The sequence below is a fragment of the Rhodoferax saidenbachensis genome, from assembly GCF_001955715.1.
Taxonomy (GTDB): domain Bacteria; phylum Pseudomonadota; class Gammaproteobacteria; order Burkholderiales; family Burkholderiaceae_C; genus Allorhodoferax; species Allorhodoferax saidenbachensis.
In genome coordinates, this window is sequence record NZ_CP019239.1 from 1,686,536 (window position 1) to 1,700,867 (window position 14,332).

Below are 14,332 nucleotides of genomic sequence, written 5' to 3' on the forward strand. Positions count from 1 at the left end.
GCGTTGAGCTTGTCGAAACGCAGCCCCTGCAAATCAAGGGCCTGTTGAAGGCTTCGACAGGCTCAGCCCGAACGGGGGTATATGTTGTTCATTGTCTTGGACGTCTATGGTATTCGCCAGAGCATTCACCGCGCGGGTTGCAGTGTCAGCGTGCTTTGTGTGGCGGCGGCCACATCGGACTCCTGCAGATACTGGGGCACATAACCACCGGCCACATAGGTCGCGGCCTGGTCGGCGTAGTGTTTGTCAAACAACACGCCGCTTTGTCCCACGGGGTTGATGCCCAGCGCGGCGGCCGGGTTGGCAAAGTCGATGAGTCGGCGGGTGGAGGGGCCGTCCGTCACGGCCCAGGGCGCAGGGCCGATGTTGGTGGACAGGTTGTTGGGCACTTCATGCCCGCCCGGTGCGGCGAAGGGCCCCACGTTGAAAAGTTTGTCCAACGGCTTTTGCATGCCCAGCGGGTGGCCATGGGTCAGCGTGTGGGCGCGGCCCCAGGTCCACTGCGCGGTGTTGGTGCCAAACTCTTTGCGCAGGTGGGCCAGCGTGGCGGTCCAGGCGGTTTTCACCGTGTCGGCGCGGCTTTCTTTTTGTGTGGTGGCGCGGTTGTCCCACCAGGGCGATGCGGGTGTGGCGGCCAGGCGCTCCAGCGCGTAGTCCAGCGCATAGGTTTGTCGCAGTGCGCCGAAACGTTCTTCGCCCAGCTCGTCAGCAAATGCGCTGTGCGCCACCGCATACAGCAACTGGAAGTAAAGCGTGGGCGCCACGGCGTCCACACGGTAGTCGCCATCCCAGGTGGCGAGTTGTTGCAGCAGGGCTTTGTCGGCACTGTCCGTCACCACCTCCTGCAGCACCGGCAGCAGGGATTGCAGGATGCGCGGGCCGTAGTTGGTGTGTACGTCGAGTTGCAGGGCCTGGCTGTTTTTGGTGTCCCATTTCACACCGGGTTGTTGCAGCAACTGGTCCAGGCGCTGTACGCGGTCCGGCGGCAGGTAGTAGCCGGGAATGGCAATGCCGGTGGGCGACAGTGGCTGGTGGTTGGCCGAGACGATGTAACCGCGTGTGGGGTTTTCTTCCTGCGGGTTGTCGCTGAAGGGGAAGAAGCCGGGCTTGTCGGATTCGGGCTTGCTACCGTCCAGAATGAAAGCTGGGTTTACTCCGGCAGGGCGGTGCGGAATCTTGGCCGCAGCCCACCAGCCAATGTCGCCGGCGGCGTTGGCCCACACGATGTTGAGGCCTGGCGCATGGATCTGGCTGGACGCCATGCGTGCCTTGGACAGGGTGTCGGCGCGGTGCAGCGCATAGAACGCATCAAGGATGGGGTTGGGTGTTTCCAGGAAGGCCCACCACATGGCGATGGGCGCAGTGCCTGCGCTTTCTTTGCCCAGCGCGTCATTGATGATGGGGCCGTGCGGCGAGCGGCGCAGCAAAAGCTTCACCGGCTCTGCGCCCTTGACCAGAATGGTGTCTTCCTGCGTCTGCAGATCAACCCAACCGCCATGCACCCAGACTTGGTTGGGGTTGGCCGGGTTGACCTTTTCGGCGACCAGATCAATGTCGTCGTTTTCGAACATGGTCAGGCTCCAACCAAACTGGCTGTTGTGGCCCAGCAGCGCGACCGGTGTGAGCGGCTGGTGGTGGCCGTACAGCTCAAAGCCGGGTGCGCTCAGGTGCGCCTCGTACCAGACGGCGGGCGCGGAGAAGCCGATGTGCGGATCACCGGCCAGCAGCGGTTTGCCGCTGGCGGTGCGGCTGCCGGAGATGGCCCACGCGTTGCTGCCCATGAACTGCGGCGTGCCCAGCAGGTCGGTGGCGCGCTGGCTCAGTGCGGCCAGTTTGCCCAGGCCTTGCCAGTCCTGCTGGTTCAGCGCCAGCGGCAGCATGCCCTTGGGGTGCCAGTCCACGTCGAAGGTCTTGAGGTAGTCGGCGCCCAGCGTGTCGCGCACATAGGTCAGCAGCGGTTCGGTCTTGAAGGCGGCGGCGAAGCTGTAGGCCAGGTAGCCGGACACGGCAAAGGTGTCCTCGGCCGTGAAGGGGCGCTTCGGGATGCCCAGAATGTCGAACTCCAGCGGCGCGGGGTGGCTGTCCTGGAAAGTGTTGACGCCTTCCAGATAAGCCTTGAGCGCCTGGCTGGTGTGGCTGCTGGTGTCCATGGCGGCGGCGGTCTTGCGCGCGTGTGCATCGATGCCCAACGTGCGGAACAGGCGGTCCACTTCCAGCAGGTCGGGGCCCAGAATTTCGGCGAGCTGGCCACGTGCCAGGCGGCGGATCATCTCCATTTGGAACAGGCGGTCCTGCGCCTGCACATAACCCAGCGCGCGGTACATGTCGGCTTCGTTTTGCGCCTGGATGTGGGGCACACCGCGCTCGTCATACCGCACGGTCACCTCAGCCAACATGCCGGGAATCTGCACGCTGCCGCTGCGTTGTGGCTGTTTGCCATGCAGGTACCAGCCCCCTGCAGCGACGGCCAACAAGCCCACGGTCAGCAGCACAGTCGCCGCAGTCTTCAACACACGTTTCATGGAGTCTCCAGGAGGGAAATGGCGTGGGTGCTGCTGCGCACAGCACCTTCCAGGGTCGCGGGGTAGGGCCCGTCTATGTAGTCGCCACAGGCCAGTAGGCCGGGGGCAATGGTGGATGTGGGCCGTTGCAGGCCGGGCGTGCAGGCAAAGGTGGCGCGTTTCTCCACCACGGTTTGCACCACCTGCAGGGTCTGGCCACCCAAATGGGGCGCCAGTTGGGTGTGGGCTTGTGCCAGCACTTGGGCTTGCAGCGCCTCGCGCTCGCCCGTACTGGCGCTGACCACCAGGGCCAGCAGGCCGGCCGGGCCGCCGAGCTGACCGCGGTCAAACACAAACTGCGCAGGGGCCTGCAGCGGATCGGTGCGCAACGCGTACATGGGTTGGGGCAGGCGCACGCCAGGGGCGTGGGCATAGACCGTGGTGATGGCTTCAAACTGCAACGCTTGCGCGGTGGCAGCCCAGTGGCGCATGCCATTTGCTATGGTTTCAGGAGCTACTTGCGCAGACTCCGTAAGGGCTTGGGCCGCAAAAGACGATGAGGTGGCCCAGACCACGGCGTCAAATGTCTGGCCCTGAATCTGCCAGGCGGGCTGCGCATCGGTGCCCGCAAACTGCAGCATGTCCACGCGCTGGCCCAGGTGCACCACGCCACCCTTGGCCTGCAGCCACGACACGGCTGCTTGCGGGAACATGGCACCCAGGTCGATGCGCGGCAACAGCAGGTTGGAGCTGCCCGTACCACCAAACAGCGAGTCACGCAGCACCGTCAAAAACACCTGGCCGCTGGCGCGGTCTGCGGGCGTGTTGAGGGCGGAGACACACAGCGGGTCTATCAGGGTGTGCAGCACGGTAGGTGTCAAACCGCGGCACAGATCGGCCACCGAGGTGGTGTGCTCGCAGGCAAAACCTTTCAACTGCCAGCCGGTGGCGGCTTGGAGCAGAGACCATTTGTCCGCCCAGCTCCAGCCACGTGCGCGCAGGATGCCGGCGAGCGCGTCCAGCGGGCTGGGCCAGTGGGGCAGGGCCAAACCTTCGCCATCGGGAAACTGCAAAGTCAGTGGCAGGCGTTGCAGCGCGGACTCGGGCGCTACGCCCACGGTGCGCATGTACTGCAGCGATTCGGAGTACGCACCAATCAGGATGTGCTGGCCGTTGTCCAACACCACCGGTGTGCCGTCAGGTAAGGTGCCATTCAGGGCTCTGGCCCGCCCCCCGACTGCGCGAGCTGCTTCAAAAACCGTAGCATGGTGACCCGCCTGGGTGGCCGCCACGGCGGCAGCCATGCCTGCCCAACCGGCGCCAACGATGGCGATTTTCATGGTGCCTTGGACCCGGCCCCGTTCGGGCTGAGCTTGTCGAAGCCCTGCCAGCCCTTCGACAAGCTCAGGGCGAACGGAATGTGATGAATCGCCTCGAACGCGGCCATGCTTAGAGGCGCCCGAGCGCCTGGACTTTCCACGCCAGCCACAGCTTGCGCAGCGGTGTGAGTGCGATGCGCTGGTGCAGCACCTGGAAGTTGTCGCGCTCGATCTCGCGCAACAGGGCGCGATAGATGCTGGCCATCATCAGGCCGGGCTTCTGGGCGCGGCGGTCGGCGGCGGGCAGCAAGGCGAGTGCTTCGTCGTACAGGCCCTGGGCACGTTGCGCCTGGAATTGCATCAGCGCGGTGAAGCGGTCTGAATAAGTACGTTTGAGAATCTCGTGCGCCTTCACATCGAACTGCTGCAGTTCGTTGACGGGCAGGTAGATGCGGCCACGCAGGGAGTCTTCGCCCACGTCGCGGATGATGTTGGTGAGCTGCAGGGCCTGGCCCAGCTTGTGGGCGTAGGCGGTGGTTTGCGGGTCGGTCTGGCCAAAGATACCGGCCGCCACTTCGCCCACTACGCCGGCCACCAGGTGGCAGTAGCGCTGCAGGTTGGGGTAGTCCAGGTAACGGGTCTGCTCCAGGTCCATCTTGCAGCCATCAATGACGGCCTGCAGGTGGCGTGCCTCGATGCCATAGGGCACGGTGTAGGGCATCAGCGCCAGCATCACCGGGTGGCTGGCGTGGCCGGCGAAGGACTGAGCCACTTCACTTTGCCACCAGGCCAGTTTGGTGGCGGCGACACCGGGGTCCACCATCTCGTCGACCACGTCGTCCACCTCGCGGCAGAACGCATAAAAAGCAGTGATAGCGGCGCGCCGTGGCGCGGGCAGAAACAGGAAGGCGTAGTAAAAACTGCTGCCCGAGGCTGCGGCTTTTTCTTGTACGTATTGCGCGGGGGTCATGGGGCTATTGTCACTCAGCGGTAAGCCCGTTTGAGGCATGGGCTTTACTTCGGCATCAGTAGGCCTGCACGTTTTGCTCCGTGTCCCCCGGCCGCTTTGCGGCCTCCTCCTTTTACCTGCGCAAAACGCACAGCCCGACTGATGCTGCGCGCAGTTTTGGTGTTCTTGCAGAAATAACCAGACCTCCAGCGACGGGTATGGGGTAGGTGTTCTGCGTAGGTAAAAGGAGGAGGCCGAAGGCCGGGGGACACGGAGCAGAGCGCCTGCCCCATGCCCGTTGCGGGCCAGCGAAGCAGTCGGCCGTTTACATCCAGACCGCGCGCCACAGCATCACGGGAAAATCCCACCACTTCAAGGTAGGCCGGGTTTGCAGGGTTGCAAAGTTCAGCGCCTCGATCTTGTCCAGAATGCGTAGCCCGCCTTGCACCACCAAGCGCAACTCCCAGCCTGCACGGCCGGGCACGGCGTGGACCAATTCAGTGCCTTTTAGCATCTCAGCTCTTGCGGTACTTGCGCAAGCAGCTATCAATTGTGTAGCGGATTGATTCTGCTCGCGGGCCCACAACGCATCGGGATGCACGCCAAAACGCGCGCACAGGTCTGACGGGAAATACAGACGCCCCCGGGGCAGGTCCACGCTGGGGTCCTGCCAGAAGTTGATCAGTTGCAGGGCGGTGCAGATGGCGTCGCTCTGGGCGAGTGATGCTGCGTCGGTCACGCCATAAAGATGCAGCAGCAGGCGCCCGACCGGGTTGGCGGAGCGGCGGCAGTAGTCCCACAGTTCGGCTTCGTCGCGGTAGCCGGCGCGGTCGCGGGTCTTTTCTACGTCCTGGACAAAGGCGTCCAGCAGGTCGTGCAGCAACGGGTGGGGCAGGGCGTGGGCCTGAATGGCCCACTGCAGGTGCGCAAACACCGGCGTCCAGCGCGGGCTGAAGTCCGGGCTGGCGGTGCAGGCGGCCTGCAGATCGGCGCGGTAGGCAGCCAGATCTGCCAGGCGCTGGGCGGGCAAGGCGTCGCCTTCGTCGGCCAGATCGTCGGCGGTGCGGGCAAAGTGGTAGATCGCGGCGATGGGCACGCGCAAATGGGCCGGGCACAGGAACGAGGCGACAGGAAAATTTTCGTAATGCGCGATGGCGGGGGGGCTCTGCATGGTGGCCCGATTCTGCCCGCAACTGAATTTGTGCCTGCCGAGGTTTTTTGGCTTGACAGGCATTGGTAATTACCCTAAATTACTAACCAATTGGTCAGTAGCGATGTTTTTCCGGCTACTAACCAAGGCAAATTCCCCTCTCCCGGCCCACGCATTCCAGACGTATTTTGCGACCAATCACCATGAACTTCCAATCCATTTCCACGGGGGCGACGCTGCTGGCAGCGGCGCTTGTGCTTACCGCATGCTCCAAAACAGCCCCGCCCGAGGAGCCTATCCGTGCGGTCAAGGTTATTACCGTGGGGGTGGACAGCATCCACTCTGGCGCCGAATACGCGGGTGAAGTGCGGGCCCGCGTGGAATCGCGCCTGGGCTTTCGGGTGGCAGGCAAGATCGTGCGCCGCCAGGCCGAACTGGGCCAGCGCGTGAAGGCCGGTGAGGTGCTGGCCCAGTTGGACCCGCAGGACTACAAGCTGGCCGCCGAAGCCGGCCGGGCGCAGGTGGCTGCTGCCGCCACCAACCGCGACCTGGCCGCTGCGGATTTCAAGCGCTACAAGGAACTGCGCGACCAGAATTTCATCAGCGGCGCCGAACTGGAGCGCCGCGAGACCACGCTGAAAGCCGCCCAGGCCCAGTTGGACCAGGCGCAGGCCCAGTTGTCCAGCCAGGGCAACCAGGCGGCCTACACCACGCTGGTGGCCGATGTGTCGGGTGTGGTGACCTCGGTGGACGCCGAACCTGGTCAGGTGGTGGCTGCCGGCACGCCGGTGGTGCGCATTGCACAGGACGGCCCACGCGATGTGTTGTTCTCGGTACCTGAAGACAAGGTAGCGCTCATCAAAGCCGGTTCTGGCGTGGACGTGAAGGTTTGGGCGGCCAACACTGTGTTCAAAGGTGTGGTGCGCGAAGTGGCGGCCAGTGCCGACCCGGTGACACGCACTTTTGGTGTGAAGGTGTCGCTGGAATCGAAGGATGCGGTGGCGCTGGGCACCACGGTGTCGGTCGTGCCGCAGGCTTTCGACCGCGGTGGTGTGCAGGTCATCAAGCTGCCTACCAGCGCGTTGGTGCAAAGCGGCAAGTCCACGGCGGTGTGGGTGCTGGACAGTGCCAACATGACCGTGAAGTTGCAACCTATCGCTGTGGCTACGGCCGATGGCAATGAGGCGGTGGTGGCTGATGGCCTGCAGCCCGGCGTGCAGGTGGTGATTGCGGGTGTGCATGTGTTGTCACCCGGCCAGAAGGTCACCGTTTATAAGGCAAAAGGGCCTGTAGCCCCCGCGGATGCTGCGCAAGCAGCTCCTGAAACCGTAGCGCCTGCGGTGGCCAAGGCTGCCAGCGAAACCGCTGCGAAGTGAGGTGCGTATGAACCTCGACGAACCGAAACCAGGTTTCAACCTCTCCAAATGGGCGCTGGACCACCCCGCGCTCACGCGCTACCTGATGATCGTGCTGTTGTTGCTGGGAGTAGCCTCCTACTTCCAGTTAGGGCAGGACGAAGACCCGCCGTTCACCTTCCGCGCCATGGTGGTACGCACCTACTGGCCGGGTGCCACGGCGCAGCAAGTGGCCGAGCAAGTCACCGACAAGATCGAGCGCACCCTGCAAGAGGTGCCCTATGCCGACAAGATCCGCAGCTATTCCAAGCCCGGTGAGTCGCAAATCATTTTCCAGATCAAGGACTCCAGCAAACCTGCGGATGTGGCCAACGTCTGGTACAGCGTGCGCAAGAAGGTGGGCGACATCCGCGGCACCTTGCCGGGTGGCGTGGTGGGCCCCTTCTTCAACGACGATTTTGGTGATGTGTATGGCGTGATCTACGCGCTGGAGGCCGATGGCTTCAACTACGCAGAGCTCAAAACCTTTGCCGACGATGTGCGCCAGCGCCTGCTGCGTGTGCCTGATGTGGCCAAGGTGGAGCTGTTCGGTGCGCAGGACGAGAAGCTGTACATCGAAATCTCGCAAAAACGCCTGTCCCAGCTCGGGCTGGATATGAACCAGGTGTTGGCCCAACTGGGTCAGCAAAACGCGGTGGAGTCGGCCGGCGCCGTGCAAACCCCGCTGGACGTGGTGCAGGTGCGCGTGGGTGGCCAGTTCAACCGCGTGGAAGAGTTGCAGGCCATGCCTATCCGTGGTGCCTCGGGCAACCAGTTGCAGCTCAAGGACATTGCCACCATCGCCAAGGGGTATGTGGACCCACCTTCTGTGAAGGTGCACCACCAGGGCAAGGAAGTGATTGCCCTGGGCGTCTCCATGACCAAGGGCGGCGACATCATTGCGCTGGGCCATTCGCTGGAGTCCGTCTTCAAGGGCATAGAGAAAGACCTGCCGGCCGGCATCAAGCTGGTGCAGCTGCAGGATCAGCCCAAGTCCGTATCCACCTCGGTGGGCGAGTTTGTGCGGGTGCTGATCGAGGCCGTGGTCATCGTGCTGGCGGTGAGCTTTATTGCGCTGGGCCTGCACAAGCGCCCTGGCAACAATCCGCTGTGGAAGCGCTGGATACTGGACATCCGTCCTGGTTTGGTGGTGGGCATCACCATTCCGCTGGTGCTGGCCGTGACCTTCCTCGGTATGTATTACTGGGGCATTGGCCTGCACAAGATATCGCTGGGCTCGCTCATCATCGCGTTGGGCCTGTTGGTGGATGACGCCATCATTGCGGTGGAAATGATGGTGCGCAAGATGGAGGAGGGTTACGACAAGGTACGCGCAGCCACCTTTGCCTACGAAGTGACTGCCATGCCCATGCTGACCGGCACGCTGATTACGGCCGTGGGCTTCTTGCCCATCGGACTGGCCAAGTCCACCACGGGTGAGTACACCTACGCCATCTTCGCGGTGACGGTGCTGGCATTGATTTTGAGCTGGTTTGTGTCGGTGTACTTTGTGCCTTACCTGGGCACGCTGCTGCTCAAGGAACACAAACACCATGCGGGCGAAGAATCGGTTCACACCGAGCACTTTGACACGCCGTTTTACAACATCTTCCGCAAAACGGTGAACTGGTGCGTGCAGCACCGCTGGCTCACTATTGGCGCCACCATTCTGGTGTTTGCCCTGGGCATCGTCGGCATGGGTAAGGTGCAGCAGCAGTTTTTTCCGGACTCCAGCCGCCCCGAAGTGTTGGTGGACATCTGGTTCCCCGAAGGCACGTCGTTTGCGGCCAACCAGGAAGTCACACAACGTGTCGAGAAGCGCTTGATGCAGGAAGAGGGTGTCAACACCGTCAGCACCTGGATTGGCTCGGGCGTGCCGCGCTTCTACCTGCCGCTGGACCAGGTGTTCCCGCAGACCAACGTATCGCAGTTCATCATCATCCCCAAGGATTTGAAGGTGCGTGAATCGCTGCGCGTGAAACTGCCCGCGCTGTTGGCCACCGAATTCCCCGAGGTGCGTGGCCGCGTGAAGCTGCTGCCCAACGGCCCGCCCGTGCCCTACCCGGTGCAGTTCCGCGTGGTCGGCCCTGATCCGATCGCGCTGCGGGAGCGCGCTGATGAGGTCAAGGCGGTCATGCGCGCCAGCTCCAACACGCGCGGCGTGAATGACAATTGGAACGAGTCGATCAAGGTGCTGCGTCTGGATGTGGACCAGGCCAAGGCACGTGCTTTGGGCGTCAGCAGTCAGTCCATCGCCCAGGCCTCCAAGACGATTCTGTCCGGCACCACGGTGGGCCAGTACCGCGAAGGTGACAAACTCATCGACATCGTGCTGCGTCAGCCGCTGGACGAGCGCAATGCCATCACCGACATTGCCAACGCCTACCTGCCTACGGCCAGCGGCAAGTCGATCCCGCTCACACAGATCGCCAAGCCGGTGTTCACCTGGGAGCCTGGTGTGATGTGGCGCGAGAACCGTGACTACGCCATCACCGTGCAAGGCGACATCGTGGAAGGCCTGCAGGGCGCCACCGTGACTGCAGAACTGCAACCCAAGCTCAAAGCCTTGGAAGCGCAGTGGCACAAGGCGGGTTACCAGGGTTACGCCATCCAGGTGGCGGGTGCTGTGGAGGAAAGCTCCAAAGGCTCAGCCTCCATCGTGGCGGGTATTCCCATCATGCTGTTCCTGACATTCACGTTGCTGATGCTGCAGTTGCATAGCTTCAGCCGGGCGCTGCTGGTGTTCATCACCGGACCGCTGGGTATTGCCGGTGTGGCAGGTGCGCTGATCCTGCTGGGTCGTCCGTTTGGTTTCGTGGCGCTGCTGGGTGTCATTGCCCTGATGGGCATGATCCAGCGCAACTCGGTGATCCTGATCGACCAGATTGAGCAGGACCGTGCCAATGGCATCCCGGCCTGGGACGCGATCGTGGAGTCGGCCGTGCGGCGTCTGCGCCCCATTGTGCTGACGGCCGCGGCCGCGGTGCTGGCCATGATTCCGCTGTCCCGCTCGGTCTTCTGGGGCCCTATGGCGGTCGCCATCATGGGTGGCCTGATCGTTGCCACGGTGCTGACATTGCTGGCGCTGCCGGCGATGTATGCCGCATGGTTTCGCGTGAAGCGCGAAACACCGGCATCTGCATAAAGTCCGCACTGCGGGTCAGCGCGCAGCGCCAGACCCGTCTGGTTTCGTGTGAAGCGCGAAACACCGGCGTCTTCATAAAATCCGCCCGGCCGGTCAGCGCGTAGCGCCAGACCGGCTTGGTTCAGGGTAAAGAAAGAGGCGCCCGCAGCAGGTTAAAATAGCGGGTTGACCAATTTCTGATGGGTGGTCAGGCACTGGATTCCAATCCATGCCCGCCACCCATTTTGTTTTTTTGCGCGGGTGGCGAAATTGGTAGACGCACCAGGTTTAGGTCCTGACGGTGGCAACACTGTGGGGGTTCGAGTCCCCCCCCGCGCACCACGTATTTGTATTTAGGAGACGCATATGTCCGTTACCGTTGAAACTCTGGAAAAGCTGGAGCGAAAAATCACTTTGACCCTGCCCGTGGGCGTTATCCAGACGGAAGTGGACTCGCGTCTGCGCAAGCTGGCCCGCACCGTGAAGATGGACGGTTTCCGTCCCGGCAAGGTGCCCATGAACGTTGTGGCCCAGCGCTACGGCTATTCCGTGCACTACGAAGTGATGAACGACAAGGTCGGCGAAGCTTTCGCTACCGCCGCCAACGAAGCCAAGCTGCGCGTGGCCGGCCAGCCCCGTATCACCGAGAGCGAAGCCTCTCCCGAAGGCCAGATGGCTTTCGACGCCGTGTTTGAAGTGTTCCCCGAAGTCAAGATTGCCGATCTGGCGACTGCCGAAGTCGAAAAGCTGGCCACCGAAGTGACCGATGCTGCGATCGACAAGACCGTTGAAATCCTGCGCAAGCAGCGCCGTACCTTCGCCCAGCGTGCTCAAGACGCCGCTGCGCAAGACACCGACCGCGTGACCGTGGACTTCGAAGGCAAGATCGACGGTGAACCGTTCGAAGGTGGCAAGGCCTCTGACTTCCAGTTCATCCTGGGCGACGGCCAGATGCTGAAAGAATTTGAAGACGCGACCCGTGGCATGAAGTCCGGCGAAAGCAAGACTTTCCCCCTGGCATTCCCCGCCGAATACCACGGCAAGGACGTTGCCGGCAAGACTGCCGACTTCCTGGTGACCCTGAAGAAGATCGAAGCTGCGCATCTGCCCGAAGTGGACGGCGCCCTGGCCAAGGCCCTGGGTATTGCGGAAGCCACCGTAGAAGGCCTGCGCGCCGACATCCGCAAGAACCTGGACCGCGAAGTCAAATACCGCCTGCTGGCCCGCAACAAACAAGGTGTCATGGACGCCCTGATTGCCAAGGCCGAACTCGACCTGCCCAAGTCCAGCGTGCAAGCCGAACTGGACCGCATGATCGAAAGCGCGCGCGCCGACCTGAAGCAGCGTGGCATCAAGGACGCCGACAAGGCGCCGATTCCTGATGACATCTTCCGTCCCCAAGCCGAGCGCCGCGTGCGTCTGGGCCTGGTGGTGGCCGAACTGGTGCGTGCCAACAACCTGCAAGCCAAGCCCGAGCAGATCAAGGCCCACATCGACGAACTGGCTGCCAGCTACGAAAAACCGGCTGATGTGGTGCGTTGGTACTACGGCGACAACCGCCGTATGGCCGAAGTGGAAGCCATCGTCATCGAAAACAACGTGACCGAGTTCGTGTTGTCCAAAGCCAAGGTGTCCGAAAAGGCTATGTCCTTTGACGACCTGATGGCACAGAACTAAAGCGTTTTGAGTTTTTAAGTCAATGGGGGTGGTGTGCGGATTGAACTCCTGCATACCAGCCCCATTTGTTTTGGGTAAAGTCGCATTTATTCAACCTCTGGAGCCATTTCATGTACAAAAACCAAACTGACAGTATCCCGTTCGGCGCGTACGATTCCATTCAAACCGAGGGTTTGGGGCTTGTACCCATGGTGATTGAGCAATCGGGCCGTGGCGAGCGCTCGTATGACATCTACTCGCGTTTGCTCAAGGAACGCGTGATTTTCCTCGTCGGCCCGGTCGAAGACTACATGGCCAATCTGGTGGTCGCCCAGTTGCTTTTTCTGGAAAGCGAAAATCCGGACAAAGACATTTCCCTCTACATCAACTCACCGGGTGGCTCTGTCAGTGCTGGTCTGGCGATTTTTGACACCATGAACTTCATCAAGCCCGATGTGTCAACCCTGTGCACGGGTATGTCTGCCAGCATGGGCTCGTTCCTGTTGGCTGCCGGTGCCAAGGGCAAGCGTTTTGCATTGCCCAATTCCAGCGTCATGATTCACCAACCTTCAGGTGGCGCGCGCGGGATGGCGAGCGATATTGAAATTTCCGCACGGGAAATTCTGAAAACCCGCGAACAGCTCAATAAAATCTATGCGGAACGCACGGGCCAGCCGATCGAAAAGATTGCGCGGGACATGGAGCGCGATTACTGGTTGTCGGCCAACGAGGCCAAAGAGTATGGCCTGGTGGACCACGTGATCGCCAAGCGCCCTTAAGCGGATTCGCGAAAGCATCTCCCAACGGTGCCCTCCTGGCGGAACGGCACCGTTTTTATTTGGTTATCATTGAGCAACTTAGCGGAAAAGGCAGTCTCCCCATGGCCGAGAAAAAAGGCTCTTCCAGCGAAAAAACCCTTTATTGCTCTTTTTGCGGCAAAAGCCAGCACGAAGTCAAAAAGCTGATCGCCGGACCATCGGTGTTTGTCTGTGACGAATGCATCGAACTGTGTAATGAAATCATCCGTGATGAGTTGCCAGCCACCACAGAGGGGAAAGACGCGCGCGGCGATTTGCCCACACCGTCCGAAATCAAAGCCAACCTCGACAACTACGTGATCGGACAAGAGCCTGCCAAGCGTACGCTGGCGGTCGCTGTCTACAACCACTACAAGCGCTTGCGCCACAAGGAAAAGTCCAAGAAGGACGACGTGGAGCTGGCCAAGAGCAATATTTTGCTGATAGGCCCCACGGGTTCGGGCAAGACGCTGCTGGCCCAAACGCTGGCGCGCATGCTGGATGTGCCCTTTGTAATGGCCGATGCCACGACATTGACCGAAGCCGGTTATGTGGGCGAAGACGTGGAAAACATCGTGCTCAAGTTGCTGCAAAGCTGCAATTACGAAGTCGAACGCGCCCAGCGTGGCATCGTCTACATCGACGAAATCGACAAGATCTCCCGCAAATCCGATAACCCATCCATCACCCGCGACGTGTCGGGTGAGGGCGTGCAACAGGCTTTGCTCAAGCTGATTGAAGGCACCATGGCCAGCGTGCCACCGCAGGGGGGGCGCAAGCACCCGAACCAGGACTTCGTGCAGATTGATACGACCAACATCCTGTTTATCTGTGGTGGCGCCTTCTCGGGATTGGAAAAGGTTATTGAAAACCGCACCCAGTCGTCCGGTATTGGCTTTGGCGCCTCCGTCAAGAGCAAGCAGCAACGCAGCCTGACCGAGGTGTTCAAGGATGTGGAGCCGGAAGACCTGATCAAGTTTGGTTTGATACCTGAGCTGGTGGGCCGTATGCCCGTGGTGGCCACGTTGGCGGAATTGACCGAAGACGCATTGGTGCAAATCCTGACTGAGCCCAAGAACGCTTTGGTCAAGCAATATGCCAAGCTGCTGCAGATGGAAGGCGCCGAGCTGGAAATCCGCCCCAATGCGCTCAAGGCGATTGCCAAGCGTGCCTTGGCCCGCAAGACGGGTGCGCGGGGTCTGCGCTCCATTCTGGAGCAGTCGCTCATCGACACGATGTACGAACTGCCCAATGCGGCCAATGTCGAAAAAGTGGTGGTGGACGAGTCCACTATCGAAGAAAACAAGCCCCCGCTGCTCGTTTATCGCGAGACGGCCAAGAAGGCCTGAACCATGCCCGCGCAAATGCCTGATATGACGGGCTTTTGTGCGGGTTTCGAAGAATTTTCTCCCGGTCGCTGCTTTGATAATGGTTGCAAGCTT

General features: G+C 61.5%; 9 protein-coding genes and 1 tRNA gene. 6 read left to right on the top strand and 4 right to left on the bottom strand.

Going from position 1 to position 14,332, the window contains the following annotated elements:
• Nucleotides 1-125 precede the first annotated feature (125 nt).
• From RS694_RS08080 to hpnC, 4 genes are all read right to left on the bottom strand, one after another.
• Nucleotides 126-2,522: a penicillin acylase family protein gene (locus RS694_RS08080; RefSeq protein ID WP_076069503.1), complete on the bottom strand. Its 2,397-nt coding sequence runs from the start codon at nucleotides 2,520-2,522 to the stop codon at nucleotides 126-128.
• Complete coding sequence (hpnE, locus tag RS694_RS08085; protein WP_029708719.1) at nucleotides 2,519-3,841, bottom strand: hydroxysqualene dehydroxylase HpnE; 1,323 nt, start codon at nucleotides 3,839-3,841, stop codon at nucleotides 2,519-2,521. Before hpnE ends, RS694_RS08080 begins: the two co-directional genes overlap by 4 nt.
• Before the next feature lie 109 nt (nucleotides 3,842-3,950).
• Complete coding sequence (hpnD, locus tag RS694_RS08090; protein WP_029708720.1) at nucleotides 3,951-4,790, bottom strand: presqualene diphosphate synthase HpnD; 840 nt, start codon at nucleotides 4,788-4,790, stop codon at nucleotides 3,951-3,953.
• 304 nt (nucleotides 4,791-5,094) lie between these two features.
• Nucleotides 5,095-5,940: a squalene synthase HpnC gene (hpnC, locus tag RS694_RS08095; protein ID WP_029708721.1), complete on the bottom strand. Its 846-nt coding sequence runs from the start codon at nucleotides 5,938-5,940 to the stop codon at nucleotides 5,095-5,097.
• A gap of 182 nt (nucleotides 5,941-6,122) precedes the next feature.
• Here hpnC and RS694_RS08100 point away from each other — a divergent pair, with 182 nt between their 5' ends.
• From RS694_RS08100 to clpX, 6 genes are all read left to right on the top strand, one after another.
• Nucleotides 6,123-7,295 carry an efflux RND transporter periplasmic adaptor subunit gene (locus RS694_RS08100; RefSeq protein ID WP_029708722.1) on the top strand — a complete coding sequence of 391 codons (1,173 nt, stop codon included), beginning with the start codon at nucleotides 6,123-6,125 and terminating at the stop codon, nucleotides 7,293-7,295.
• Nucleotides 7,296-7,302: 7 nt separating this feature from the next.
• Nucleotides 7,303-10,458 carry an efflux RND transporter permease subunit gene (locus RS694_RS08105; protein WP_029708723.1) on the top strand — a complete coding sequence of 1,052 codons (3,156 nt, stop codon included), beginning with the start codon at nucleotides 7,303-7,305 and terminating at the stop codon, nucleotides 10,456-10,458.
• A gap of 234 nt (nucleotides 10,459-10,692) precedes the next feature.
• A tRNA-Leu gene (locus RS694_RS08110) sits at nucleotides 10,693-10,779 on the top strand.
• 24 nt (nucleotides 10,780-10,803) lie between these two features.
• Nucleotides 10,804-12,114 carry a trigger factor gene (gene tig / locus RS694_RS08115; RefSeq protein ID WP_029708724.1) on the top strand — a complete coding sequence of 437 codons (1,311 nt, stop codon included), beginning with the start codon at nucleotides 10,804-10,806 and terminating at the stop codon, nucleotides 12,112-12,114.
• Between the two features lie 110 nt (nucleotides 12,115-12,224).
• Entirely contained in the window at nucleotides 12,225-12,872 is a 648-nt protein-coding gene (gene clpP / locus RS694_RS08120; protein ID WP_051392000.1) for an ATP-dependent Clp endopeptidase proteolytic subunit ClpP, read from the top strand.
• Nucleotides 12,873-12,973: 101 nt separating this feature from the next.
• Entirely contained in the window at nucleotides 12,974-14,239 is a 1,266-nt protein-coding gene (gene clpX, locus RS694_RS08125) for an ATP-dependent Clp protease ATP-binding subunit ClpX (protein WP_029708726.1), read from the top strand.
• The last annotated feature ends 93 nt before the right edge of the window (nucleotides 14,240-14,332 follow it).